The following is a 26060-nucleotide window of genomic DNA, read 5'->3' on the forward strand; positions in this document are numbered from 1 at the left end:
AGACGCAACGCGATGGGACTGGTGACATCGGCTCGGTTTCCCCGCCTGATCGGCGGGGGCGGGGACGCGACGACCTGGGCGGCGATCTCGGGGACGACGGGATCGCCGAGCGACACGACGGTCGACGGCCATCGGGTCCTGCGCTTCGAGGGCGCGGGCTCGGTCACCTTCGGCGGGGCCGGGCGCGTCGAATACGAGGTCATCGGCGGGGGCGGGTCGGGCGGGTGCCAGGTCGGCGGCGCGGGCGGCGGGGCCGGGCGCCGCAAGCGAGGCGTGCTCGAGGTGGCCCCCGGGACCTACACCGTGGAAGTCGGCGCGGGGGGGGCGGGCGCCTCGCTGAACAACCGCGGCAACGACGGCTCCCCGTCCCGCATCCTCTCGGGCGCCACCCCCCTGGTGGAGGCGATCGGCGGCGGCGGGGGCGGCGCCACGCAATTCACCAACAACGGGCTGAGCGGGCGCGACGGCGGCTCCGGCGGCGGCGGCCCCGGGAAGAATCCGGCCGGGTCCGGCGGCATCAATCCCGGCCTCGCCCTGCCGTCCGAGGTCATGGGCGAGGGCTTCGACGGCGGCCAGGGGCTGAATCAGGACGACGGGGCGCGGCGGGTCGGCGCGGGCGGCGGCGGGGCGGGCGGCCGGGGCCAGGACGCGACCGACGCCGTCTCGGGCTTCTCCCCGGGGCTCCCGGGCGGGCCCGGGGCGGCGGGCGAATGGCCCGGGGCGGCCGGCACCAATGCCCGGGGCGGCGACGGATGCCCGGCCCAGTTCTTCGGCGACCAGTCGGCCTCCACCAGCCCCGGCTACGGCTCGGGCGGCGGGGGCCGCCGGATCGCCCCGAGCGCCCCGGGCGCGGGCGGGGTCGTGGTGATCTGGGTCCGGGCGTGAGGCGAGGCGAGGCGGGGGCCGGCCGCGCGGCCGGCCGGCGAGGCGATCGAGTCCAAGGCGGAAAGGCGGTGTGCGATGGCGAATGTCGTTTACCCGAAGGCGCGGGAGCGGGCCCTGGGGACCGGGCTGAACCTGATGGCGGCCGACGTGAGGGCGCTGCTCGTCGATCTCGACGAGTACACCTATGACGCCGCCCATGAATTCCTGAGCGACGTCCCGGCCGGGGCCCAGGTGTCCCATTCCGGGTTGCTGGCGAACAAGAGCCTCGCGGGGGGCGTGTTCGACTCGGACAACGCGAGCTTCCCGAGCGTCACCGGCAACGCGAGCGAGGCGCTGATCCTCTACGTCGACACCGGGGATCCGGCGACGAGCTACCTGGTGACCTACCTGGACACGAACGTCACCGGGCTCCCGATCACGCCGGACGGGCGGAACATCCTGATCGGCGTCAACGAGAACGGCTGGATCCGCATCTGAGCGATCGGGACGGGGGGGTGCGAGCGTGTCGATCCTGCAAGACGACCGGGTCATCGAGGCGGCCCAGGCGGCCCTGGAGGCGACCGGGGCCTTCGACCGCGTGCTCGAAGGGTCGCCCTGGAGCGCGCCGGCGGGCGACCGGGAGCGCGCGCTGGCCTGGGTCGAACTCGACGGCTATTCGACCGAGGCCCGGAGCGTCGATTACTCGACGCGGGTGATCCGCTATCGCCTCTGGATCACCAGCCGGTCCCAGGAACGGGACCATCGGCAGGACGGGAGGCGTCGGCTGGCGTCCCTGATCGAGGCGGCGCAGCAAGCGTTGACCCAGACGACGCTCGGCCTGGTCGGGGTCCAGCCGGCCCGGACGCGGGTCGACACCGGCGATTACGAGGTCCAGGTCACCGGCCCGTCCTTCACGGTCGAGATCGCCGGGCAGGTGTCGGTCACCCGGCCGGGGCGGGGGCGGGGCCAGTTCGGTCAGCAGGATCCGGCCCTCTTCCTGCCGGTCATCGACGCCTTCGCCGCGGCGAACCCGCCGACGGTCGGCCACGACTCGGCCCTCCTGCTGCCGGTCGTCCTGGCGACGGCCGAGGCCTATCCGCCGGGCCTGGAGATCGACTCGACGCTCCTGCTGCCGGTCATCGACTCCCTCGCGGCGGCCTACCCGCCGACGGTCAGCCACGACTCGACGCTCACGCTGCCGGTGGTCGACTCCCTCGCCGTGGCCTACCCGCCGAGCCTGAGCGCCGAGCCGCTCCTGGGCCTGCCGGTGGTCGACGCCCTCGCCGTGGCGTACCCGCCGGGCGTGGCGTTCGAGGACGACCCGGGGGACCTGACCGGCGAATCGGAGTTGCTGGGCCGGGCGGTCGGCGGCGGCGGGGTGCCGTACTCGATCGAGAACGAGGTCATCATCGCCAAGGGCCCGTCGATCCTCCCGGCCGGCAGCACGGCGAACACGGTTGCGGCCTGGGTCGAGATCCCGGCCTCGATCGGCTGGCGCAGCGTCCGCTACACGATCGTCTCGGTCGGCGAGCCGGGCGGCGACGAGGCGCCGGTCGTGCTCGACTACGACCACAACCGGGTCGTGCGGTTCATGGTCGAGCTGGCCGGGGGGGGCACCGCGTCGGTGACGCGGTCCTCGGGCGTGGCGACCGACGACCTGAACCTGGTCGTGGCGGTCCGGGACGGCAACACGCTGCGCCTGAGCATCAACGGCAGCGCGTTCTCGACGGCGACCGGGGCCGGGACGGACCCGATCGCGAGCACCGAGACCTGGCTGGGCGGCCTGCTGACGGCGAGTTGGCCGCATCAGTCGCTCTTCGGCGGCCTGCAGCGGGTCATGGCCTGGGACCGTGCCCTCACCGAGGCGGACGTCGCGGGACTCTTCGCCGCGGGGCCGGGGGCGACGGCCGAGGCCCCCCCCGTGGCCGGCCCGATCGCCTGGGTCGAGCCGTATGCCTGGCGGTTCGCCGACCGGGCCGACCCGGGCCGCCTCTTCCGGTTCGACCACGTCCCGATCGACGGGTTCCGGAGGCCGTCGTCCGGGGGCCTCGCCGGGGAGTGCCACGTCAACCAGTATGCCACGTCGGTCCCCCTGGGAGGCCGGACCTGGTCGTCGTCCTACGCGACGGCGCCGGTGCTCCGCGACCCCCCGAGGCGGCTCGACCTGGCCGGCGTCTGCTCGATGGCGTCCGAGGGGGCCGCGATCTCGGGCCGGTCGAGCTGGGACTGGCTCATCCAGGGGTTCTTCCCGAGCCCCGCGGCGACCGCCGAGCAGTGGTACGGCGAGGTCGCCGAGGACGGCTCCGGGCTGCGGATCTCGGTCCGGCCGGACGGCCGGGTCGCCCTGGATTACTTCGGGCCGGCGGGGGATCCCCTGGAGTCGATCGTCTCGGACGACTCGGTCTACGGCAGGCGGGAGATCCTGGGCTCGACCGGGACGGACGTCACGATCGACACGCGCCAGGTCACGCGCATGGAGCTGGACGTCGGGCCGGGCCACCGGTTCGCGTCGGACGACCTGATCCGGATCGAGGGGGACCCGGCCTATCCCGACGAGATGCCGGTCACCGAGACGGACCCGGAGGCCGGCTGGATCCGGTTCCTCGCCTTCGGCGGGCACGGGCTGACCCCGCCGGCCGTCGGGGCCGAGGCGGTCGCGACCGGCCGGGTCGGCGCGCCGCGCAACACCACGGGGGGCACGACGAGCGGGCTGGCCGACGACCGGGTCGGGTGGGTCCCCGAGTCGCGATGGCTCCCGCTCCGGGTCTCGCGGCGGGGGGACGCGGTGACCTTCGCGGCCCGCGGCCGGGAGATCGGCGCGACGACCGCGGCCGGGCTGCCCCTCGGCCCGACCGGCGAGCAGACCCCCGGGCGCGCCGTCGGCTTCGACGGCGCCGGCCAGTCGCTCTCGGCCGCCAGCAACGCCTCGGTCCAGGCGGGCGACGGCGACTGGGGATGGTCCGGCTGGATCCGGCTCGACTCGAAGGCCAGCAACTTCGGGATCGCGGGCAAGGGGGTCGCGACCGGCGACCGGGAATGGCAGCTCTTCTACTCGGCCAGCGACGTGCTCCGCTTCCTGGTCGCCGGCAGCGGCGGCGCGAACCGGGGGGAGGTCGACGCCGCCGGGCTGGGCAGCCCCCCGCTGGGCACCTGGCTCTTCGTGTCGGCCTGGCACGACGCGGCGGCGCAGACCGTCAACATCCGGGTCGACGACAACCCGCCGAACGCGGCGGCCACGACCGGGACGCTCCGGACGGCGAGCGGGCCGTTCCGGCTGGGCGCGGGGGGATCGATCGCCGGCACGATGTTCGGGAGGATGGACAACGTCGCCTGGTACAAGGCCCCGCCCGGGGGGATCGGCTCCCGGATCGCGGAGCTGCACGAGTTCCTCTACAACGGCGGCGCGGGTCGCCGCTACGAGGAACTCAGCGGCGCCCAGAAGGCCGACTTCGGCCTCGTCTCCTGGTGGGACCTGGACGAGGAGGGCGGCGCGAGGCAGGATCGCCACGGGGCGAACCACCTGGCCGCCGACGGGGAACCGACGGCCGTCGACGGCGTGGCCGGGGCGGCGGCCAACCCGGTGACGAGCTACCTGGGGGTCGACCCGGGTTCGGACCTGGCGGCGCCGACCGGGGACCTGATGCGGCTGGCGACCGGCGAGGGCTGGGCCGACGCGGAGATCGCGCAGGCCGAGGCCAGGGCGTCGGCGATCGTCACCTGCCGGGACGCCGAGCTGGACCGCCGGAGCCTCGTCGACCTGGCCGAGCTGCCCGCGCTGGACCGGGAGTGGCTCGCCCACTACCCGGTCGAGCTGGCGTTCCGGGACGCCGCCACGGGCGAGGTCGTGGGCGAGGCGCACCCGACCACCGGCCAGGCCTACGGGCGGCCGACCGGCTTCGCCGCCTACGTCCAGCTCGGGGGCCGCGACCTGGCCGGCGACCGCTCGTATGTGTGCGAGGTCACGGTCTTCGACCGCCCCTACAATGCCGACTTCTCGCCGCGATCCCCGGCCGTCCTGTTCCACGGCGCCGTCGCGACGATCACCCGGGGGCCGCTCGACGGGCGTTGGGTCACCAAATACGTCGACCCGACGCATCCGGACGCGCTCAACAGCGCCTGGAACGACGGCACGGACCCGTCGCAGCCGCTCGGCTCGGTCACCTGGGCGGCCCGGTCGGCGGGGATCTACACCCGGGTCGTGCTGGCCCCGGTCGACTTCGTGGCCGCCGGGGCGATCAACGGCGGGATCGGCATGGACTGGCCGAGCAGCAACCCCAACCGCATGGTCGGGCCGTCGCGGCTGGAGACGGCGGCCGTCGGGGACTTCGCCGAGGTCGGCGCCTGGCGGGTGAAGGCCGGCAATTACATGCTGGCGATCCACGGGCTGTCCTCGGTGACCGAGAACGCCTACGACAGCATCGTCATGCAGATCGGGACGCCGAGCCAGTCGGCCGGGCAGAACGCCCTGATCGAGGTGGCCGACTGCCGGATCGTGTCCAATCGCATCCACTGCCGCGTCTTCGGCTCGGACGACGTCTCCCTGCACTGGGGCGGCTTCGACCGGATCGAGCACCGCCCGAACGCCGCCAGCCCGGGCAACAGCTACGGCTACTTCGTCGAGATCCCGGGCCGGCACGCGGCCTGGACGCGGCTGCAGCTCGCGATCCAGAACGACACCCAGCACCCGCTCCGGGTGATGGGGTGCCACGGGATCGTCCTCGGGCACTGGCCGCCCCGGGACACGACCAATTACGGGTCCAGCTTCCGGACGATCACGCTCCGGCAGCAGGTCAGCCACGCCAACGTCTACGACATGGCGTACCAGGGCTGGCACCTCTGGAACGACTCGACCCCCTGGTCGACGCTCCCGGCCGACCGCTGGCGGGTCGAGCGCGGGCAGTTCGGCCAGTTCCAGTTCGACCCGGCCTCGGGCCTGGCCTTCGCGCACCTGCACCTGCGGGTCAACCCGCTGAACTTCAAGGCGATCAACAGCACCGGCGAGCAGCCGCACTACGTCACCCGGCGGCGCAACGTCGCGGTCGGCCTGCAGCACAACGGGTTCCTCACGAACACGGACACGCGGTTCGACGCCTGGCCGACGTCCGGGCCGTCCGCCAACCGCCAGGCGGCCGGGGGCGACTTCGCCCCGGCCTCGGCGCCGGGCGTGGCGCTGGCGGCCGGCCTCGGGTCGGGCCGGGTGGCCTTCCAGGCGGGCGGCTACCCGCTCGGGGGCACGACGGGCGCGCCGATCCGGATGCAGTGGCAACGCCGGGCCGAGGGGTCCGGCGACTGGACGACGATCGACGGCGTCGGCGCCGCCTACGGGACCGACCGGCCCGGCCCGGGGACCTGGGTCTACCGGACCCGCGTCGTCGACCCGGCCGGCGTCGAGCTGGCCGTCGGCGCGGAGTCGGACCCGGTGGCCGTCGCGGTCGCCGAGGCCGGCGACGGCCCGGCCCCCATGGCGCTGGGGACCGGCCTCCCCCCGCTGCACTACTATTCGCCGGACGGCGCCCTGGTCGACGTGGCGAAGCAAGGGACCTCGACGTGGGAGCTGAAGGGGCCGGAGAGCGACTCCGAGGACCGGCCGGCGAAGGACGCCAACGGCTACCCGATCGGGATGGGGAATCTCGACCCGGCGAACTATTACCGCACGGCCCCGTTCCTGAACGCGGGCGGGCTTTACCCGACCGGCACCTACCGGATGCGGTTCGCCGGCACCGGCCGGGTCCAGGTGCGGAATCGGGGGAACGTCGTGCTCGACACGACGGAGTCGGGCGCCCTCCACGACGTCGTCGTCTCCGCCGCGAACAACACCGGCCTGGAGCTGCGCATCTACGAGTCCGACCCGCTCGACCACGTCACGGCGGTCAACCTCTACCTGCCCGGCCAGTGGGGCGACGGGGTCGCCTTCGCGGACAGCGACGTGCCCCGGCCCTGGTCGCCGGCGATCCTCGCCCGGGCCACGCCGTTCGACACGTTCCGGATGATGGACCCGCTGCAGACCAACAGCCAGTCCCTCGTCCAGGAGTGGGACGACCGGGCCCGGCTCGGCGCCATGCAGACGGGCGACCGGGGCGTCGCGCCGGAGCTGGCCCTCCGCCTGGCGATGCAGGCCGGGCGGACCCCCTGGATCAACCTCGGCCACCTGACGACCGAGGACTACGCCTTCGAGTTCGGCGCCCTGGCCCTGGCCCTGGGCGTCCCCGCGATCGTCCTGGAGTACACCAACGAGCCCTGGAACCAGACGTTCCAGCAGCATAGTTTCCTGGTGCATTTCGGGACCTGGCCGAGCCAGTACCAGCGGCATTACGCCGACCGGGCCATCAAGCGGTTCGAGGCGTTCATCGCCGGGTTCGGCGGCAACCGGGCCGCCGTCACCCGGGTCGCGGCCTGGCAGCGGGCCAACCCGGCGATGACGCGCACGGTCCTCGGCTACTTCGAGCTGCACGACGAGATGATCCGGGGGCCGGCGGCGGACGGCGGGTACGACCTGATCTCGGTCGACGCCTACTGGGGCCACGAGTTCCCGGCCGAGTCGACGGGCGTCCCCGACGCCCAGATCGAGCAATTCTACCGCGACTGGATCCCGGGGGAGCTGGAGGAGAACCTGACCCCGGCGATCCCCGCCCTGCGCGCGGAGAAGGAGTGGACGCTGGGCCGGACGATCAGACTGGACGCCTACGAGGCGGGCCCGCACGACGTGCCGACGCGGGGCGGCGGCGTCCTCGACCCGGCCCTGGCCGACCTGCACCGGTCCGAGGCGATGTACGAGGCCGTCCTCGGGGCCCTGACGCGGATGGAGGCGCTCGGCTGGGACCGGGCGGTCATGTACTACCTGGCCGGCCGCATCTCGCAGTGGGGGGCCTGGGGCCTCCTGGAGTGGATCTCCCAGGACCCGGCCGAGGCCCCGAAGTACCGGGCCTGCATGGACTTCCTCGCCGGCCAGCGGCTCGTGCTCGGGGCCGCCGCGACGGCACCGGCGCGGCCGGCCTGGCTGGGCGAGGACTTCGACGAGGTCCCCGGGACCGAGGCGATCGCGGTCGCCGGCGGCCCCGGATACGCCGAGGCGGGGGCCTGGACGACGTCCGGCGTGGCCAGCTATTCGGGGGCCAGCCGCTACGCGGATCCGGGACCGCCCGGGGCCTCGGCCTCGTTCGCGTTCGAGGGGCTGACGCCGGGGGCCTGGCACCTGGTGATGATCTCCTGGTCGGCGGCGTCGAACCGGGCGAGCAACGCGCCCTGGTCGGTCGAGGACGGGACGGGCCGGGTCCTGGCCACGCGACGGATCGACCAGCGATTCCCGGTGCAACGCTACGTCGCGGGGGCCGCGACCTGGCACGTCCTGGCCGCCGTGGCCTCGGGGGACCCGACGCTGGTCGTGCGGGTGACGAATGACGCGGACGGCCTGGTGATCGCGGACGCCTGCCGGGTGGTCCGCGCCGTCCGGACCTGAGCGCGAACCTGAACGGGAGGATCGACATGAATCAGTTGCGACGAGTCCACCACTTCGACCGGTCCGAGGCGGGCGACCTCCTGATCGCCCCGGCCCGCGCCGGCCACTTCCTCGCCGTCTTCGGCCTGGTCGTCCAGGGGCACGAGGACGGCAACGTCGTCCAGCTCCGGGGCTCGGCCAACGGGTCCGACTTCACGGCGCGTCACTGGCCGATCAAGGCCGACGCGGGCTCCGGCGCCGGGGAGTCGCTCGGGGGCGACACGCCGATCGCGGTGCTCCCGGGCGGCGAGGGATTGTACCTGACCACCAGCTCCGGCGATCGCGTCGGCGGGAATGTCGTGTATGATTACCTGCCGGGCGAACCTATATTTGGTTGATTGTTTCAACCGGGTTCTCGGGTCCATCCAGCCAGAAAGGGGACTCGGCGATGAGCCGACAGATCAACTGGGTCGAGGCGCGGTTCGGGGTCTCCCCGGCCGCGACCGTCTTCAACGCGGTCTCCGACGTCCAGCACGACCTGCAGGGCCGGTCGGTCCAGGGCAAGGCGGACGCGGACCTCTTCAACACCACCAACAAGCTGATCGGGGCCTCGCCGCGGTTCACCGTCTCGAGCGAGGACAAGAACAACGAGATCAACGTGCCGATCGGCACCACCGGGACGTTCACCTGCGTCCACAAGTCGGAGCTGAACGCGGCGCAGACCCCCGAGGCGGGGGACATCCGCTACACCCTGACCAACGCCCTGTGCGAGAACCACTCCGGCGGCGGCGCGCACGAGGCGATCGGCACCCTGCAGAGCACGATCACCAGCCGCTCGACCGACGGGGTGACCAGCCCCCTGACGGTCTCCGTCGAGACCTGACCCCGGGGTCGTGACCGGGAGGACCGGCCGACCACCGCACCCAACCCCTGGAGCGCCCCCCGATGAGCCAGACCGCGCCCAAGCCGAAGGACCCGTACGACTGCCTGGTGATCCCCCAGGCGCTGCTCGGCTCCGTCGCCGCCGAGGCCCGGCGGAAGTCCGGCCGCGACCCGGCGTCCGAGCCGATGGCCCACCTGCACGGCACGATGATGCGCCACGTCCACCGGCGTTACGGGCACCTGCTCGGCCTCGGCCCCGACGACCTGGGCCGGCTCCGGGCCCGGAAGATCCACGCCGGCCCGTACGCGCAGCACGACCTGTTCGTCGTCGACGACTTCGACGCGACGATCAACTTCCCCAAGGACCACCCCTTCGCGGGCCGCTGCCGCTACGCCATGACGCCGCTGGCCGACGGGGCGCTCGTCGGCCGGCTGGTGGACGAGGCGGCGATCGGCCTGCCGGACCTGCCGGATCCGGTCCCGGTCGAGGACCCGGCGGTCGACGCGAGGCGGAAGGATCTGATTCGGGCCAGGGACGGCAAGGACACCCCCGAGGCGGTCACCCCGAAGGCACGCAATGACTCCTGAGCACGAAGCGCGCGACCTGACCCCCGAGGCCCGGCTCAAGCCGGGCCTCGCACCCGAGGACGGCATCCCGGTCGAGCTGGAAGGGGGCCACACCTGGTTCCTGGCCCGGGCGCGTCCGGGCCTGAGGCCCCGGTTCGGCCCCGACGGCGAGGTCTCGCTGGCGACGGTGGACGGCCGGTTCGGGCCGAAGTATTCCGAGCAGCTCGAACGCCTCGGGCGGGCCCGGACCGACACCGAGGTCTTCTCGGTCCTCTTCCCGATGGCGGCCCTGCTCCTGCGCGAGCGGTACGAGCTGTCCGACGCGGACCTGGAGCGGCTCCTGGTCGTCTATCCCGACGACGAGGCGGACGGGACGGAGCGGCTCCGCGCCCTGATGGCCGCGGTCAACGGGAGATCGATCCGCCCAAAAGCCTCGGACGCTACCTCCGAGCCTGCGCCCTGGCCAACGGAGTGACGCCGGAGCGGTTCGACGCCCTGGCCTACGAGGACCTGGTCGAGATGGTCGGCATCTGGGTCGCGACCGGGCGGGCGCCGAACCCGGAGAAGTGGGGCGTCGAGATGGGGGGGGCGGCGCGGAGCCGGGGGCTGGCGGCCTTGTGAGGCGCAGGAGCGGGGGACGCGGACATGGCCGACGAGATCAAGACGGGCCTCGGGTTGGACCCGACCGCCTTCCAGGCGGGGATCGACCAGTCGATCGCCGCCGTGCGCAAGCTCCGCGCCGAGATGCAGCGGGGGAGAGCGACGGAGGTCGCCCAGGACGAACAGGCGCAATCGCGACGTCGCCGGTCCCAGGAGGCCACGCACCAGGCCGAGCAGCGGAACGTGAACAAGTCCATGTCGGTCTACGATCGCTATCGGAAGTCGATCGAGAAGGTCGGCGACGTGTTCGCGGGCAAGTTCGCCGAGGCCATGCGGACGGTCCAGCGAGAGGAGGAGAACACGCTCGAGACGACCGAGGAGCTCCTGGGCGCCCTGAACACCATGTCCAACGCCTTCCAGGGGCTCAATCGCGGCGCCGCGGTCCTCAACTCGATCAACCAGGCGTTCGAGCAGGCCAAGGAGAACGCCCGGGAGGCGGCGCGCGAGGCGGGCAATTACTTCGCCAGCCTCCGGGGCGAGGCGGCGCTGACGGGCGCGACCGGGCCGGACTCGGGCATCCTGAGCGGCAGCCTCCTGATGCGCCTCAAGACCGGCATGAATGCCCAGGACGCCTCGGCCTTCGCGATGATGTTCGAGTCGTCGCTCCCTGCCGGGATGCAGAAGGGCAACATCACCCGCGAGGTGGCCGACCAGTACGCGGTCGCCGTGGCCCAGATGGTGGCGCGGCAGGGGGCGGACCCGTCCACGCGCGGCGACCTGGCGGGCATGGTGGCCAACTTCCAGAAGATCGGGTCCGCGGGCGAGGGCCTGGCGGCCCTCGAGGCGATCCGGATGGGCCTCGTCGAGGGCCGCGGGAACGACAAGCCGCTGACCGACGCCCTGCTCCAGGTGGCCGGCCAGTTCGTCAACGACGCGGGGACGGGCATGGTGCCGACCCTGCCCGAACTCGCCGCGATGGTCGGCGTGGCCTCGCTCTCGGCCGGGCCGGGGGCGGCCGGGACGCGGATCGAGCAGCTCGTCCGGATGCTCCAGGGGACGACCGCCGAGCAGATGACCTTCCTCAAGGGGATGGGCGTCGAGAGCGACATGAACATCATGGAGCGGCTCGAAGTCCTGGTGCCGATCTTCGAGAAGCTCGACGAGGCGGCCTCCAGGGGCATCCCGCTCGACCAGCAGCTCCTGGCCGTCGGTGTGCCCGAGGAGGCGATCGCCAGCCGCCGGGAGCTGATCTCGCGGGCGGGCAACGTGTACGAGGTGCTCGTCTCGGCGGGGTTCTCGGCCGAGGGGCTCAAGGCGCTCAACGAGATGGTCCCCATGTTCGGGACCCTGCAGCAACGCATCGAGAAGGCCCAGCAGCCCGTCGCGGGGGACCAGGTGGCGGAATGGAATCGCCAGTTCCTCCAATCCGACGTCGGCCAACTGCTCCGGGCCGAGCAGTTCCGGGAGGCCGCCAGGCAGGTCTCCGGGATCCAGGAGATGGCGACCGAGGCGGCCACGGTGACGGCCGAGGCCAGGGCGATCGCCATGGGGGACGAGAAACAGGGCCAGACGTTCCTCATGGACTATTTCCGGCCCCTGATGCGGGGCATGGCCCCCGACCCGGAGATCGGCAGGCGGATCCGCCTCGAATACGGGGCGTACAACATGATCGTCGACCAGCTCTCCGAGGCGGGGCTGATCGACGAGGTGCTCAATCGTTCGGACATGTTCCTGAACGACGAACAATTGCGCGCCAGGACCAGCGGACTCGGTGTCGCCCTGTCCAACATGGCGCGCCCCCTGATCGGGGAGCGGAATTTCCTGGCGGATCGCTTCACGGGGCGGGATCCGCGGGAGGCGGTCGCCGAGCTGATGCGGGTCGTCCAGGACATGGAGGGGATCGATCCCCTGGAGGGCCAGTTCGCCGAGGCGGAGGCCGTCGCCTCGGCGATCGGCGAGAGCAACCAGCTCTCCAGGGAACAGATCAAGGCGCTTGAGCGGCTGAATCTCAACATCGACGAGTTGAAGCGGGCGATCGATCGGACGTATCGACCGGACCCGTCGCCGGCGCCGCCCCCGGGGGGACGCGGCCGTTAGGCCGGATCCCAGGGCCGCCGCGCGGTGATCGTCAGCGCGGCGACCGCGATCCACCCGGACAGGCTGAGCGACTCGGAGCCGGAGCCCTGGAGGGTGGTCGAGAGGCAGAGGACGACCCAGACGTACAGCAGGGACCGCAGGGCGTAGTATTCCCACCGCATGGCGTTTTCTTTGCCTGGGAGGTGTGTCATGGTCGGGGCTCCAGTGTTCGACGATCGCGGCCTGGACGAGCTGGAGACGCGGCTGAGGAAGGCCGCATCCTTCGACTTCCGGAGCCGGGGGACCGAGGGCGAGTCGGTCGGCCTGGAGGCCCGGCTCGCCGCGGGAGCGGCCCTGCACGACCGCTTCCTGGCGGCCAAGGGGCCGAACAACCGGAAGTGGCCGCGGCTCAACCCGGCCTATCGCGCCTGGAAGGCACGCAACGGATACCCGACCCGGATCGGCGTCCTGACCGGCGAGTCCTCGGTCGAGCGTCAGTTCCTCGGGGGGAAGACGACCATTGAACCCCACCGGGTCACCTTCGTCTACGGGACGACGGCCCGGAGCCAGAAGGTCATGGGGCACTTCCACCGCGGGACCGCCCGACAGCCGAAGAGGCCCTTCTTCGCGATGGACCGCAAGTCGACCACGGCCGTCCGCAAGGCGATCCGAGAGGCCTACCGGCAGCACCTGCGCCGGGCGATCCGGGGGGAAGGCCGATGACGCCGAGCTTCGGGGGCATCGCGATCTTCGGCCAGGACTGCTCGATCAACGTGGTCGAGCTCCCCCGCCGGCAGCAGAAGGACACCTATTTCGGCGTCGACGGCACCGAGCGCAAGGACGGCGGGTTCACCGGCCGGGTCGCCGAGGCCAGCGGCGTCCTGCACGGGGTCGGCATCGCGGGCCTGGCGGCGGCCGAGGAACTGTTCCGGACCTATTACGACGGCGTGCCCCGGGTCCTGGTCGACACGCTGGGCCGGGCCTGGCCGGGCATGAAGCTCGAGGAGTTCCGGCCGGCCGGGCACGCGATGCTCGACTCGACGGGCCGCGCGTATCGGACCTATTCGGCACGCTTCGCGACGGGGTAAGCGCATGGCCTTCGACGAGTCGGGGATCACGGTCTGGCTGGAGGCGTTGCCGGACTCGGTCGAGCTGCTCGCCCGCTGGGACGACGCGCGGCCGCCCGGGACGTGGTATCAGGTCTATCTCAACGGGCGGCTGCTCGAGGAGACCCGGTCCCGGTCCCTGGTGCTCCCCTGGCCGGAGGGCCGTTGCGTGGTCCGGGTCGGGGCGGTCCCCGAGGCCGAGGCGGGCACCTTCCAGGCCCCGGCCGCCCCGGCGGGCCTGGGGACCGGGACGCGGCCGACGCTCTCCTGGGCCGGCGGGCCGCATCAGCGGGTCGCGGGCCGCCCCGTGGTGCGCTGGGACGTCTTCGGGGCGTCCGAGGCCGACGGCCCGATCGATTACTCGACGCCGATCGGCCTGGTCGCCGCCGTCTCGGGATCCGGCAAGACGGGCGGCTGGGGCTCCGGCGGCTGGGGCTCCGGCGGCTGGGGCCGGGCGGCCCGCCGCTATCGCTTCCGGGACCGGGACCGGCCCTCGGGGCGCTGGCATTACGGGATCGTGCCGGTCAACGACCGGGGCGTGCGCGGCCCGGCGGCCGAGGTGTCGGTCGTCGTGGCGGCGGCCCCGAGGGGGCCGACCGTCGTCCCCGGCGACCCCTGGCATCGCCGCGTCCGCATCGAGCAGGCGGCCGGCGGCCCCCGGATCGCCTGGGGCCATTCGCCCGACTGGGCCGGGGCGCCGACGGCGAGCAACGAGATCCAGCGGATCGCCGCCGTAGGCACCACGCCGCCGAGCCCGGCCGGGAGCATGACGGTGCTCTACGGGGCCTTCTCGGCGGGCCTGGCGCAGGGGGCGACGGCGGCCTCGATCCGGACGTCCCTGGAGTCGTCGATCCCGCCGCTCGACGGGAACATCGCCGTCACCGGCGGGCCGCTCGGGACGGCGGACGTCGACGTCGAGTTCATCGGCGCGCTGGCCGAGACCGACATCACCGACGGCCTGGCGATCGACTTCCACACCTTCGTCACCGCGACCGTCACGACCATCCAAGAGGGGGGATGATCCCTTGAGTGTTTATCGGACAGATGCAGGCTTGTCCTGGGCCGACTTCGACGAGCCGGACTGGCACGAGTTCGCCAACGAGACGATCCAGAAGATCGCGCAATACCTCGGCCGCCTGGCGGTCGACTTCGCCGAGTTCCCGTCGGCCTCGCTCAACGTCAAGGTCTCGGCCGGGACGTACGAGGCGCCCGACGGCCAGCGGGTCTCCTACGCCGGGACCGGCTCCGTGGCCATGTCGGCATCCGAGACGAATTACCTGTACCTCGACGACGCCGGGGATCTCCAGGTGTCCACCTCGGGATGGCCGGGGGCGGCCCACCTGAGGCTGGCCGAAGTCGAGACGGACTCCGGGACGGTGACCGCGATCTACGACCGGCGGGAGCCGCTCCGGCTCTTCGGGGCCGGGGCCGGGGCGTATCTCCCGCTCGGGGGCGGGACCCTGACCGGGGACGTGACCCTGGGCACGGGCGTCGACCTGGTCCTGGCCTCGTCCGGGGCGGGGACGATGGTCGCCTCGGCCGCGAACCAGTTGCTCGCCTTCCACGGGGCGACCCCGGTCGCCCAGGCGAGCGGCGCCGACCAGGGGGCCTTGACCGACAGCACGACGGGATCGACGGCGAACTTCATCCTGGCCAACGCGGCGACGATCGCCGCCTTGACGGACGATTCCAACGGGGATGCCACGTCGACCATCGGCGTCCTGGACGCCCCGGCCGCATTGACGGGGTCGGCTGGGGGGTCTTCGGACGGGGCGATCCAGTCGATCGGCGGGTCCTTCAGCCAGGCCGAGATCGCCAACAACTTCGACGAACTCCGGGTCCGGGTCAACGACCTGATCACCTGGGCCGGGGTGGCGCAGGACGCCATCGCGAGCCTGGCCGCCGGCGTCAACACGGCTCGGACCGACATCAGGACCGCCAACGACAACGCCGCCAAGCTCTCCCGGCTGCTCGGGTCGATCCGAGCAGCCCTGGTGGCCAAGGGATTGATCAAGGGGGGGGCCTGATCGATGGACCTGGCCGAGGAATTGACCCTGATCCGGCAGCGGCTCGACGCCATGGAACGCCAGGCGGCGATCCTGGAGCAACCGGGGGACCAGGCCTTGGCCCTGGTCGTCTCCCGGGCGAGCGTGCCGACCAATACCGACGTCGCTCGCTGGACCGTCAACCGGGTCGCGTTCGAGGAAACCGAGGGGGCCGCTCCCACCTTCACGGCGGGCGGCTCGGTCCTGGCCCCGGGGATCGGCGGCAACCGACAAGGGACCTACTTCGTGGCGGTGCCCGTCCAGAGGGGGCGGTTCGTCACGGTCCTGTAAGGATGGGGCCTGATCGATGGACCTGGCAGAAGAGTTACGCCTTGCAAGGGCTCGCCTGAGTGCGATTGAGTCGGTCCTGGCCGGCCGGGAAGCGGGGACCGAGCCCCGGCCCTTCGTCGGCAGGGTGGTCGACGGCGGGGCAATGCCGACGACCGTCCCTCGGGTCTTCCTGGTCAACCCGTCCCGGCCGGCCTGGACCGAGACCGAGGGCGAGGCCTGGTCCTGGTCGGCCTCGGGGTCGAATCGGGTGCCGGTCCTGGTCCTCGGTCCGGGGGTGCCGACCGAGGGGGATGAGGTGCTCGTCTTCCCGACGCGGTCCGGGCGGTTCGTCGGGAAGCGGCTCGGGGCCGCGGCCGGTCCTCCGGGCCGACCCCCCTTGACGACGTGCGAGGGGCTCCCGATGCCCAACACCCTGGCCTTCTCGGGGACGGTGACGGTCTTGCACCCCATAAACAATGGGGCGCTGGCGGGCACGGTCTTCTTCTCGGAGCCGCTCGCCGGCACCCTGAACCGGATCGGCCCGCTCGACCAGGCCAATCCCTTTGTCGCGGCGGGCCGGGGGTCGGAGTCGTCGGTCATCGGGAACGCGCTGAACTATTACCTGGGCGAGATCGAGGTGCCGGTCGCGATCCCGCCGACGGTCGAGGGAATCCTCCAGACTCCGGTCCCGGGCGGGTCGACGACCTATCGCATGAGCATGATCTACGCGCCGGGGACGTATGTCGGCCTGCCCCCGCCGTCGCCGACCTGCTCGGCCTTGGGCCGGATCGGCGTGGTGCCCTTCTTCGCCGGCCCGGGGACCGAGCATCGCTACCTGAGCCAACTCGTCCCGGTCTCGACCGACCCGGGCTTCCCGCCGATCAACACCGGGTATCTGACGGGCGTGTCGTGGCTGGGAGTCACGGGCAATCCGGACTTCCCGGCGGGGGAGGTGGTCAATATCAGCAGCCCGGTCTATGTGTCGTATTCCGCGTCGGCGAATCCGTTCCTCGATCTGTCCCAGGTCTGGTGCCAGGTCCGGATCCTCGGCGTCCTGACCCCCGTCCCATAGGATCCCGCCCATGCCCGTCTTCGACCCGATGCCCCTGGCGGCCGACCTGCAGCCGATCCCGATCGGGGTCTACCGCTATCGGCCCGAGGAAGATGTGCCGTTCGAGCCCTTGCCGAACGTCCGATGCACGAAGATCACCTGGTATGAGGGTGCGCATCCGGCCGACGCCGAGTTCCGCTATGTGGTGGATCCGTTCCTCAACCCGGCGCTGCCGACCAGCTTCACCAAGCTGGTCTCGCTGGGCACCTCGGGCCCGGGGGTCCTGCTCGAGGACGACCGCGTGGTGGTGGTCGCCGCGGCCCCGAGCGGGGAGCTGCGCTACCTGTTCGACGGCTTCATCAAGCTCCCCGAGCTGTCGCTCACCGGGGACGGCCTGGCCGTGCCGATCCGGGCGGTGCAGGTGGCGATCCGGGCATGGGACTCCACCTTCCTCGGGGGGCCGTATCGCCAGGCATTGCGGTGGGACGATCCGGAATGGACCGTGCCGACGATGTTGCCCGGCCGGTTCAACCCGTCCGGCAAGCCGAATTGCACCGGGCCCGGTTATGAATATGAGCCCCCGGACGGCGGGCTCCCCTTCCCGGTCTTCATCGACGAGGCGGTCCCCCTGCCGGCCGAGGCCCGGACCTACTGGACCGTCGACCGCGCCGTCCAGATGATCCTCGGCACCATGAATAACCGGGAAACCTGGATCACCAACCCGACGCCGGAGCAGCTCGAGACCTCCCTGACGCGGATCATCGCGACCGGCGCGGACCCGATCGACCTGGACGACCCGGAAACCTTCGATCGGCTCCGGGTCGTCATCAACGACCAGGCCGCCCAGGACCGCACCTGGCCGGAATTCGTCGAGCAGCTCCTGGCTCCTCACGGCTTCCGGTTCCGCTTCTCGCTCCGGGCCGATGCCGAAGGGCGGCCGGAGACCTACCTCACGTTCTACCACGTCACCGACCCGAACCCCGGGCCGATCCATCGGGTGGTCTATCTCCAGCCGCCGGGGTCCGTGCTCGACGCCAACCGGTCGAATCTCTCGGCGGTGCAGCTCCAACGCGACTCGACCCAGCTCGTCAACCGGATCCAGGTCCGCTTCGCGCCGACCCGGATCGAGATGGGGGTGATCCTGTTGCCGGGGTTCGAGCCGGAGCCCGACGACGCCGATCCCGAGAACATCGAGCGTTTCCGGCGGACCAAGGAGTCGCCCGACGTCGACCCGCGCAAGTACCGCTCCTGGACGTACAACGAGACGGGGGAAGGGGTCTGGCGTTACAACCCGGGCGACGTCGAGGGGGTGTATGAGCAGGGCCCCGAGGTCGTCAACGGGTTCGACGGCATCTTCAATCAGGGGTACTACGCCCAGCGCCGCCGGCCGGCGCAGTCGCGATTGCTCTCGGCCGACGAGGACGGGCGCCCTCGCCGGCCCATGCTCGGCATCCTGGTCAATTACTCGGGCGAGGCGCCGGGCATCTGGGACGGCTCGGGGGACGTCTACTGGATCAAGGGGGGCTGGCGGCTCGACGAGGAACGCCTGGGGATCGTGGTCGAGGCGAACGACCCGAACGACTGGGCGATCGGGGGCCACGAGGACGTCGAGCAGCTCAACGGCGGGCACCTCCGGCTGATCGACTGGCTCAACGGCACCAACGGCGCCGAGCGGCGGAACATCGCCCTGGTGCTCGTCTGCGTCCTGGAGGACGATTTCGCGGTCCGGGCCGACCCGGGCCGCGACCCGCACAGCCCGACCCGGTTCGAAGTCTCCCGGGCGGTCGATTCCTCGGACCGCCACCGGTTCGACCTGGTCCATGCGTCCAGCCCGTACTTCGACCCCGGACGACGCGCGAAGGACGCCGAGGGCAACGACCTGGATGTCCAGGTCAACCGGGACGACCGGGAGCAGGCCCGGAGTGACGCGATCAGCCGACGCGCGGCGAGCGCCTACCCGGTCTTCGCGGGCTCGATGACCCTGCCCCGGCTCTCGAACACCTATCCGGTCGGCGCCCGGATCACTCGGATCGTCGGCCACGACATGAGCCTCCGGCTCGACGGCGGGTCGGACCCCGACGCCGCGGTCTACCCGAGGATCGTCCAGGTGACCTGGGACCTGGACCAAGGCCAATACACGCGATTACAGCTTACCGATGGTCGCGCGACCCGATGATCACGTTGACACGGAAACACCACGTTGACGCAGAAACACACGGCCAGGTCCCGTGCTTGATGCAGGCAACTCATCCTCCGTAGAATCCCAAGACCTCACATCGCGGCTTCCCGTCACGGGATCAGGCAGGAGGTGGATCTGGTGTTGCGCGCAATCAGGCGGTCCAGCGTCCGGGTCATCCGCTTCGAAGTCCATCTGCCCGCCATCCGCCTGACGCATCGGGTCCAGGTGGGCATCCGATACGGCCCGCGCTGGGCGATGTGCCGCCTGAATCGCCGGGGCACCGCCCTGAAGGTCGGGCTCCTGGCGCTGGACGTCCGGCTCCGATGGCGCGGGACGATGCACGCGCCGACCGACACGGGCCCCCGGGAGCGGGAATCCCTGTCGCGCTCGACCGCCTAATCCTGGGACTTCCGCCCCGGCGGCCGTCCGCGTTTGCGACGGACCTGCTCGGGGGGCAGGTGCGCCCGGGCATGGCCGAGTTGCACGCTCGCCAGGTAATCGATCAACACGTCCTCGACGACTTCATCCCCGCCGCACAACGCGATGAGCTTCTGCAGCTTATCCTGCTCCCGCCCCGGCAGGCTGCCCGGCTCCGGCGGCCCGACATAACCCGGGTAATAGACCAGATCGTTGACCGGCCGCCCGATCACGGCGGCGAGATAGACCAGGTCGCGGACATCGGGTTGCCCCTCCCCGTTGATCCACTTCGAGATCCGGGTCTGATGCAGCCGCCGATACTCGTCGTCGCCGAGCGTCCGGGCGAGCTCCTGGATGCGATCGGACACCTCGCGTTGGGAGAGGCCTTCATCCTCCATCAACGCTTGATAATACTGCATCATGTAACCGTAGGACATGGTCTAGCCTCGCAGTTCGGGCGGTCAAACGACGCATTGTACGGCCGGAATCTCGTGTGCTGCAAACTGTAGCACCGTACAGGCTTGCGCGGCGAATCGGCGTGAGCCCGGGGGAAATCCGAACCAGATCCCTTGATTCCGACCGGCCGACCGCCCTACGATCTCCCTGGTTGAATTTCAACCTATTTCAGGTTGAGCCGTCATCCAGAATAGGGGAGATCGTGACATGGCGGACGCGACGACGAAGGCGGAGGGGGCGGCAGTCGATGCCCCCCCCCGCGTCCTGGGGACGGGCGAGATCGCGCGGCGTGCCGGGGTGGCGCGCATCCTGGTGACCTATTTCGCGGTCGCCGAGGGGGTGCCGATCCAGCGGGTCGGCCAGTCCTACCTGTTCCACGCCGCCGATGCCCATCGCCTGGTCGAGCGCCTCAGGGACCTCAATCGCCGGGTCGAGCGGCTCCGCGACCAGCTCGACGAACAATGAACGCCTGTCCCGGTGATTGTTCGGGAAACCCGGGAAGAGACAAGGGGTTATTTCGGGAGGTTGATTTCGTGAAACAGCGGCGTGTCGAGTTCGAGGAGGCGATCGCCTACCGGCTGATGGGGGACTGCCGCGTGCAGCTCGGCCCGGGGGCCGGGTTCGGCGGCAACCGGATCCGGGGCGAGTCGTCGGGCGATCCCCGGTCGAGTTATCAACGATTGCGAGACCAGGTCGACCGGCTCCGCGCCGCCTCGTGTGCCGTGCTCCGGTCCGCCCGGAGCGCGGACCGGTCGGAACTGGCCGACGCCCTGGAGATCCTGGACGCGGAGATCAGCCGGCTCGACGCCGAGCGGGCGGCGAGGAAGCGGTGAAGCGATGACAACGACGCCATCATCGATCGCTACATCGGTAACCGGGGCTACGAAGCAGAGCGACCCGACGAGTTTTACCGTTGGGGTGGCCATCCTGGCTGAGGCACGGCAGCAGCGCAACGACAGCACGCACGGCGCCGATCGTGGGGCCGTGCTCGTGAAAGGTACGCTTGCACCTCATGAACGGCGACGGTCGTGATGAACTTTTCGGACGTGGAAATCCTGGCGCAAGTCCACCGGGATCACCCGAGGCGGGTCACCCTGTTCACCGTCGCGCTCGCCCTGGTCCGCTACCGAACCCAGCGCGAATTGCCGGTCAGTCCGGCCGAGCTGGCGAAGCTGACGGGCCAGGATTACACCTATGCGAAGCGGTCGCTCCGAGAAGCCAGACAGTACCTCAATGGGGCACCTCAAATACCCCAGACGGGGCACCTGGAGTACCCCAAGGGGGGCACCTCAAATACCCCAATGGGGCACCTGGAGTACCCCATTGGGGGCACCTCAAATACCCCAGACGGGGCACCTGGAGTACCCCAAGGGGGGCACCTCAAATGCCCCCCTCTTTATAAAGAAGAGGAAGAAGAATTAAGAGCGTGCTCTTCGCGCCCGCACGCACGCGAGGAACCCGTTCCGGAATCGAATCCGGAACCCGATCCGGGTCGGCCCCCGACGGACCCGTTCGCGGTCCCTCCGAAGGCTTTCGAGGCTCCCGAACCGGCCGAGCATCGCAAGCTCCGTCACCTGGCCGACGACCTGTCGGGCGGCAACCTGGGACGCTGGGCCTCGGACATGCTCAAGCTCGATTACCCGGCGCACCACGTCCGGGCCGTGATCGAGAAGAAGATCGCCGGTGCGCGGCCGATGCCCAGCCCCTCACTCCTGACGTCGATCCTCCAGCGTTGGGCGCGGGGGGAGGGTTCCGACATCCCCCCCGACCCGGCGACCGTGGCGAAGCGCAACGCCCCGGTCGAGTATTTCAAACCCGAGCGCAAGAGAACCTCGATACCAAGGATTTTCGGCGATGAATGACCGACTCCCGCCCCAGAACCTGGAGATGGAGCGTGCCGTCCTGGGTTGCGCCCTGCTCGACGGCACGAGCTTCGACGAGATGGCCGACCTGATCCGGGCCGAGGACTTCTACCGGGAGGCCCACGCGGTCACCTGGAAGACGATCGCCGCCTTGCGGGGCCGCGGCGAGCCGGCCGACGTGCTGACCGTGGCCGAGGCGATGCGGCGGTCCGGGGACTACCAGCGCGTCGGCGGTGACGCCTTCATCGACGAACTTGCGGGCTCCGTCCCCCATGCGGCCAACGCCCTGCACTTCGCCGCGATCGTCAAGGAAAAGGCCAGGCTCCGGTGCCTGATCGAGGCGCTGGCCGAGGGATTGCGCCTGGCCTACGACGCGCCCAGCTACCTGACCGTCGATGAGATCGCGGGCCGGGTCGAGACCTCCGTCCTGGATGCGTCTCGGGACCTGGGCGGCTCGACGGTCCGGGAGGCTTACGAGGCGGCCTCCGAGTCGATCGAACGGGTCCAAGCCCGAGAAGAAGGGAACTTCACGGGGGTCGTGACCGGGCTCACCGAACTGGACGAGCTGACCGACGGCATGCAGCCGGCCCAACTGATCGTCCTCGCCGCCCGGCCGGGCAAGGGGAAGACGACGCTGGGCATCGACGTCGCCAGCTTCGTCACCCTGGAACTGAACAAATCCGTCCTGTTCTGCTCCCTGGAGATGGGCCGTCGCGAGCTGACCGACCGGATCCTGGCCAGTCGCGCGTCGGTCGCCGGGAAGAACATCCGCGACGGGAACGGGCTCCTCCCCGGCGACCACGTGCGCATGGGGCAGGTGTACGAGAAACTCCGGGCCGCCCGCTGGGCGATCGACGACGCGCCGAGCCGGACCGTCGCCGAGCTGGCGGCCATCGCCCGGAGGCGGCGGGCCACGCACGGGCTCGACCTGATCGTGGTCGATTACCTGCAACTGGTCACCGCCGAGGAGCGCAAGGGGGCCAATCGCCAGGAACAGGTGGCCCAGGTCAGCCGCGACCTGAAGAAGCTCTCCAAGACCCTGGAGGTGCCCGTCCTGGCCCTCTCCCAGCTCAACCGGGAGGTCGAGGGGCGCAGCGACCCCAGGCCCCGCCTGAGCGACCTGAGGGAGTCGGGCGCCATCGAGCAGGACGCCGACGTCGTGCTCCTGATCCACCGGCCCGACGACCGCGACGGCCGCGTGGGCTACGCCGAGCTGATCGTCGCCAAGAACCGGAGCGGCCCGGAAGGGGTGGTCCAGCTCGCCTATCAGGACCAGTACCCCCGGTTCCGCGACTTCGTCCCGGCGACCGATTGGTCTGGTTGAAATTCTGGTTGAAAAAACCAGGGGTCCTACTGGATATTCGGGAATCTCAACCTGTAGGATGATCTCGTCAACCAGGAGACCGAACCATGTCCCGCGCAATTGTCACGGATTCCGCCGCGTTCTGCGACCAGGTGGCCTCGGCCATCCGGGCGATCCCCAAGCGGACCCCCTCGGCGGCGTTCCAGGCGGTCCTGTTCTACACCGACGATTCGAACCGGATTCGGGTTGCCGCCGGTGGCCCGACGGGCTTCGTCGACCGCGACGTCATCGGGGCGCGGCCGCTCGACCTGGAGCCGGTCTGCCTGGCGATCGACGCCGGGCGGTTCCTGTCGGCGGCGCGGTCATTCCGGCTCGACGACTGGACGATCGAGCCCAACCCCCAGGACCCCGGCGCGGTCCTGGCCTCCGGCCGGACCCGATTCACCTTGGGGGGCGTCACCCCGGAGGCCCACCCGCTGCACCCCGATCAACGCCAGGCGGGGGGATCGGCGAGCCCGGTCTACCGCGCGGGCTTCCCGTTCGCCGACACGCTGATCCAGGCCGGGCTCCGGGCCGCGACCGCCACCGACCCGAAGGCGTACCGCTACGCCCTGGCCGGGGTGCTCATCGACCGCGACGACTCCGGCGAGGAATTCCATGTGGTCGGCACCGACGGGGCTCGGCTGGTCCGGGACCGGGTGGCGACGGGCGGCCCGGTCGCCGACTGGGTCGATCCCGAGCGGCCGGTCGTCGTCGAGCCCGGCCTCTTCCGGCTGGCCGCGGGGGTGGTCCCCCCGGACGGGCCGCTGGAGCTGACGACCGACGGCACGAGCTTCGTCGAGCTGCAGTCGCTGGGCAACCTGGTCCGGGCCGGCCTGGTCGAGGGGCGGTTCGCCCCCTGGCGGGCGGTCCTGGAGAAGGCGGCGGGCACGCCGGTCCTGGCGATCACCGACGACGAGGACCGGGGCCGCCTGGTCGAGGCGGTCAGGCTGGCGGCGATCACCTGCGACCGGTCGATGCAGCGCGACGCCCTGCTCGTCGAGATCGCCGGCGACGACCGCCAGCATTGGGTCCGGTTCCGCAACCGGGCCGAGCGGGGCGAGAGCCTGGTGACCTTCGCCGCGACGGCGGCCGGCCCGGCGACCCGGCCGGCCGCCCTGGTCATCAGCGCCGATGCGTTGCTCTGGGGCCTGGAGCAGATCGGCGGCCCCTTCTGGTGGGAGACCGACGGCGTGCATAGCCGGTTCAGCACCCCGGACGGGGGCCGCGACGTGCTCGTCGGAGGCTATACCGATCCGGGTTATTCCGGGATCGGCGAGCAGGATCCGAAATCCCTGGGCCTCGGCCTCCCGGCCGACGCCGAGCCGGTGGAGGTCTCCTGATGGCCCGCTACGAGGTCACGATCGCCGGCTGGAGCCCGGCCTCGCTCAACACCCTGACGCGGCACTGGAGCCGGGCCCACCGCGCCAAGGCGTCGGACCGGGACCGGGTCGCCCAGGAGCTGGACCTGGCCCGGGTGCCCCGGGTCGCCGTCCCCCGGTCCGTGCTCCGGGGACTGCAGCGGGCCGGGGTCGCCGACCCGACCCTGCTCGAAGGGGCGAGGCCGACCCGGAGGCGGCTCGAGGTGACCGTCATCCTCGGCCCCCGTCGCGACCCGGACGGCACCTTCCGCAAGGGCGGCCAGCCCCCCGACCCGGACAACCTGCTCAAGAGCCTGCTCGACGCGCTCGTCGAGGGCGGCTTCCTGGTCGACGACTCCGCCGACTGGGCCGAGTGGGAGTGCCCGAGGGTCGTCCCGGACGACGGGCAAGGATACAGGACTCGGATCGTCCTGGAGGACCAATGAACGTATCACTGTCGGATGATCAGTGGGCGACGTGCGTGGTCGGGGCGACCCGGAGGGCCGCCAAACGATTGCCCCCCTCGGCCTCGCTTTGGGGCGCGGTCGCCGCCGTCAAGGCGCTCCTGCCCCTGGTCGAGATCGACGGCCTGCCGATCCCGGGCCTCCACCTCGGTTGCTGCGAGTACGTCCACCTGATCTTCGCCCGGCGGCGGGCCTATGCCCTGTTCGTCTCGATCGGCGCCGACGTCGTCCGCATCCAGCGCTTCGAGGCGGGCGTCCAGACCCTGGTCGTCGAGACCGAGGGGGAGTATCGGCTCGACCTGTTGCGTACCTATCTCGACACCCTCAAGGACTGATCGGAGGTGACGCGATGCCGAAGACCGTCGCGAGGGGCCGGTCCTCGGCCCCGGGCCAGGCCAGGGGCCGGAACCGATCCGCCGTCGCCCGGGAGCGTCGGGCCCTGGTGCTCGACGCCGTCCGGGGCTTCCAGGCCGAGCACGGCCGGGTGCCGCACCTGGGCGAGGTCATGGCCCGGCTCGGCTGGGGGCCGACCAGGCGGGCCTCGGTGAACAACGACCTGGGGGCCCTGAGGGAGGCGGGGCTGATCGCCCGGATCCCGGCCCGGGCCCCGGCCGGCGACCGCTCGATGCAGCAGGTCCCCCGGGGCTACGGCCGGCGGGCGATCCGCTCGCTGCGGTGGACCGAGGAGGACGAGCGCATCTACCGGTCGATCCGGCAGACGTGGGCCCCCTGGCTGCACTGGTTCGCGGCGTCGTCATCGCTGCGGGGGCCGTCGTCCGACGACGAGGACGACGAGCCGGAGGGCGGCCGATGACCATCCAACAACAAGTCATCGAGGATCACCGGGCCCTCGGCCGCGACGAGCTGGCGACGGCGATCGAGCTGATCGTCGACCAGTGGGGACGGGCCGAAGGCCCGGCGCGCTGGGACGCGGCCCAGCGGCTCACGGGCCTGATGACCCTCTGGAGCATCCGCGAAGGCGTGCGCAGCTATCGCGCCCGCCATCGGTTCGTGTCCCTCGACGCGTGCGGGGAACTGTCAATCCGGTCGCTCCGGCGATCGCGACCGAAGAAAGGATCCTGA

Annotated in this window: 28 protein-coding genes; 26 read left to right on the top strand and 2 right to left on the bottom strand. The window is 71.4% G+C overall.

The window, feature by feature from the left end; all coding sequences use genetic code 11:
- Positions 1-12: 12 nt before the first annotated feature.
- The 9 genes from AB1L88_RS15690 (at position 13) to AB1L88_RS15730 (ending at position 12445) form a co-directional block, all read left to right on the top strand.
- A complete protein-coding gene (locus tag AB1L88_RS15690) occupies positions 13-885 on the top strand; it encodes a glycine-rich domain-containing protein (protein ID WP_367097618.1) in 873 nt (290 codons plus the stop codon).
- Between the two features lie 75 nt (positions 886-960).
- A complete protein-coding gene (locus AB1L88_RS15695; RefSeq protein WP_367097619.1) occupies positions 961-1362 on the top strand; it encodes a hypothetical protein in 402 nt (133 codons plus the stop codon).
- A 25-nt stretch (positions 1363-1387) separates the two neighbouring features.
- Positions 1388-8320: a LamG-like jellyroll fold domain-containing protein gene (locus tag AB1L88_RS15700; RefSeq protein ID WP_367097620.1), complete on the top strand. Its 6933-nt coding sequence runs from the start codon at positions 1388-1390 to the stop codon at positions 8318-8320.
- 26 nt (positions 8321-8346) lie between these two features.
- On the top strand, positions 8347-8697 hold the full coding sequence (locus AB1L88_RS15705; RefSeq protein WP_367097621.1) for a hypothetical protein: 351 nt from the start codon (positions 8347-8349) through the stop codon (positions 8695-8697).
- A 50-nt stretch (positions 8698-8747) separates the two neighbouring features.
- The gene (locus AB1L88_RS15710) at positions 8748-9182 is read left to right on the top strand and encodes a hypothetical protein (RefSeq protein ID WP_367097622.1); all 435 of its coding nucleotides are present in this window, start codon (positions 8748-8750) and stop codon (positions 9180-9182) included.
- 62 nt (positions 9183-9244) lie between these two features.
- Complete coding sequence (locus AB1L88_RS15715) at positions 9245-9769, top strand: hypothetical protein (protein ID WP_367097623.1); 525 nt, start codon at positions 9245-9247, stop codon at positions 9767-9769.
- Positions 9759-10223 carry a hypothetical protein gene (locus AB1L88_RS15720; RefSeq protein WP_367097624.1) on the top strand — a complete coding sequence of 155 codons (465 nt, stop codon included), beginning with the start codon at positions 9759-9761 and terminating at the stop codon, positions 10221-10223. Before AB1L88_RS15715 ends, AB1L88_RS15720 begins: the two co-directional genes overlap by 11 nt.
- A complete protein-coding gene (locus AB1L88_RS15725) occupies positions 10220-10369 on the top strand; it encodes a hypothetical protein (protein ID WP_367097625.1) in 150 nt (49 codons plus the stop codon). Before AB1L88_RS15720 ends, AB1L88_RS15725 begins: the two co-directional genes overlap by 4 nt.
- 24 nt (positions 10370-10393) lie before the next feature.
- Positions 10394-12445 carry a hypothetical protein gene (locus AB1L88_RS15730; RefSeq protein ID WP_367097626.1) on the top strand — a complete coding sequence of 684 codons (2052 nt, stop codon included), beginning with the start codon at positions 10394-10396 and terminating at the stop codon, positions 12443-12445.
- Here AB1L88_RS15730 and AB1L88_RS15735 read toward each other — a convergent pair.
- On the bottom strand, positions 12442-12636 hold the full coding sequence (locus AB1L88_RS15735; RefSeq protein ID WP_367097627.1) for a hypothetical protein: 195 nt from the start codon (positions 12634-12636) through the stop codon (positions 12442-12444). The genes AB1L88_RS15730 and AB1L88_RS15735 overlap by 4 nt on opposite strands.
- Here AB1L88_RS15735 and AB1L88_RS15740 point away from each other — a divergent pair.
- The 8 genes from AB1L88_RS15740 to AB1L88_RS15775 all read left to right on the top strand — a co-directional run bounded on the left by AB1L88_RS15740 (position 12635) and on the right by AB1L88_RS15775 (position 19474).
- The gene (locus AB1L88_RS15740) at positions 12635-13147 is read left to right on the top strand and encodes a hypothetical protein (protein WP_367097628.1); all 513 of its coding nucleotides are present in this window, start codon (positions 12635-12637) and stop codon (positions 13145-13147) included. The genes AB1L88_RS15735 and AB1L88_RS15740 overlap by 2 nt on opposite strands.
- A complete protein-coding gene (locus AB1L88_RS15745; RefSeq protein WP_367097629.1) occupies positions 13144-13512 on the top strand; it encodes a hypothetical protein in 369 nt (122 codons plus the stop codon). The genes AB1L88_RS15740 and AB1L88_RS15745 overlap by 4 nt, the downstream gene beginning before the upstream one ends.
- A gap of 4 nt (positions 13513-13516) precedes the next feature.
- Complete coding sequence (locus AB1L88_RS15750; RefSeq protein WP_367097630.1) at positions 13517-14551, top strand: hypothetical protein; 1035 nt, start codon at positions 13517-13519, stop codon at positions 14549-14551.
- A gap of 31 nt (positions 14552-14582) precedes the next feature.
- Positions 14583-15557 (top strand): hypothetical protein, encoded by a 975-nt coding sequence (locus tag AB1L88_RS15755; protein WP_367097631.1) that lies wholly within the window; start codon positions 14583-14585, stop codon positions 15555-15557.
- Positions 15558-15560: 3 nt separating this feature from the next.
- A complete protein-coding gene (locus AB1L88_RS15760; RefSeq protein ID WP_367097632.1) occupies positions 15561-15866 on the top strand; it encodes a hypothetical protein in 306 nt (101 codons plus the stop codon).
- Between the two features lie 16 nt (positions 15867-15882).
- Entirely contained in the window at positions 15883-16917 is a 1035-nt protein-coding gene (locus tag AB1L88_RS15765; protein WP_367097633.1) for a hypothetical protein, read from the top strand.
- Between the two features lie 10 nt (positions 16918-16927).
- A complete protein-coding gene (locus tag AB1L88_RS15770; protein ID WP_367097634.1) occupies positions 16928-19072 on the top strand; it encodes a hypothetical protein in 2145 nt (714 codons plus the stop codon).
- A gap of 141 nt (positions 19073-19213) precedes the next feature.
- Positions 19214-19474, top strand: a complete 261-nt coding sequence (locus AB1L88_RS15775; RefSeq protein ID WP_367097635.1) for a hypothetical protein — start codon at positions 19214-19216, stop codon at positions 19472-19474.
- Here AB1L88_RS15775 and AB1L88_RS15780 read toward each other — a convergent pair.
- Positions 19471-19929: a helix-turn-helix transcriptional regulator gene (locus AB1L88_RS15780; RefSeq protein WP_367097636.1), complete on the bottom strand. Its 459-nt coding sequence runs from the start codon at positions 19927-19929 to the stop codon at positions 19471-19473. The two genes, AB1L88_RS15775 and AB1L88_RS15780, sit on opposite strands and share 4 nt — an antisense overlap.
- A gap of 226 nt (positions 19930-20155) precedes the next feature.
- Here AB1L88_RS15780 and AB1L88_RS15785 point away from each other — a divergent pair, with 226 nt between their 5' ends.
- The 9 genes from AB1L88_RS15785 to AB1L88_RS15825 all read left to right on the top strand — a co-directional run bounded on the left by AB1L88_RS15785 (position 20156) and on the right by AB1L88_RS15825 (position 26060).
- The gene (locus AB1L88_RS15785; protein WP_367097637.1) at positions 20156-20413 is read left to right on the top strand and encodes a hypothetical protein; all 258 of its coding nucleotides are present in this window, start codon (positions 20156-20158) and stop codon (positions 20411-20413) included.
- 68 nt (positions 20414-20481) lie between these two features.
- Complete coding sequence (locus tag AB1L88_RS15790; RefSeq protein WP_367097638.1) at positions 20482-20781, top strand: hypothetical protein; 300 nt, start codon at positions 20482-20484, stop codon at positions 20779-20781.
- A gap of 195 nt (positions 20782-20976) precedes the next feature.
- The gene (locus AB1L88_RS15795) at positions 20977-21810 is read left to right on the top strand and encodes a hypothetical protein (protein WP_367097639.1); all 834 of its coding nucleotides are present in this window, start codon (positions 20977-20979) and stop codon (positions 21808-21810) included.
- Positions 21803-23134, top strand: coding sequence for a replicative DNA helicase (dnaB, locus tag AB1L88_RS15800; RefSeq protein ID WP_367097640.1), 1332 nt, complete (start codon positions 21803-21805; stop codon positions 23132-23134). The genes AB1L88_RS15795 and dnaB overlap by 8 nt, the downstream gene beginning before the upstream one ends.
- An 86-nt stretch (positions 23135-23220) precedes the next feature.
- Positions 23221-24495 (top strand): hypothetical protein, encoded by a 1275-nt coding sequence (locus AB1L88_RS15805; RefSeq protein ID WP_367097641.1) that lies wholly within the window; start codon positions 23221-23223, stop codon positions 24493-24495.
- A complete protein-coding gene (locus AB1L88_RS15810; protein ID WP_367097642.1) occupies positions 24495-24959 on the top strand; it encodes a hypothetical protein in 465 nt (154 codons plus the stop codon). The genes AB1L88_RS15805 and AB1L88_RS15810 overlap by 1 nt, the downstream gene beginning before the upstream one ends.
- The gene (locus AB1L88_RS15815) at positions 24956-25312 is read left to right on the top strand and encodes a hypothetical protein (protein WP_367097643.1); all 357 of its coding nucleotides are present in this window, start codon (positions 24956-24958) and stop codon (positions 25310-25312) included. The genes AB1L88_RS15810 and AB1L88_RS15815 overlap by 4 nt, the downstream gene beginning before the upstream one ends.
- Before the next feature lie 14 nt (positions 25313-25326).
- Positions 25327-25791, top strand: a complete 465-nt coding sequence (locus AB1L88_RS15820) for a hypothetical protein (RefSeq protein WP_367097644.1) — start codon at positions 25327-25329, stop codon at positions 25789-25791.
- Positions 25788-26060, top strand: a complete 273-nt coding sequence (locus AB1L88_RS15825) for a hypothetical protein (protein WP_367097645.1) — start codon at positions 25788-25790, stop codon at positions 26058-26060. The genes AB1L88_RS15820 and AB1L88_RS15825 overlap by 4 nt, the downstream gene beginning before the upstream one ends.

This window comes from Tautonia sp. JC769 (genome assembly GCF_040717455.1).
Lineage (GTDB): Bacteria > Planctomycetota > Planctomycetia > Isosphaerales > Isosphaeraceae > Tautonia.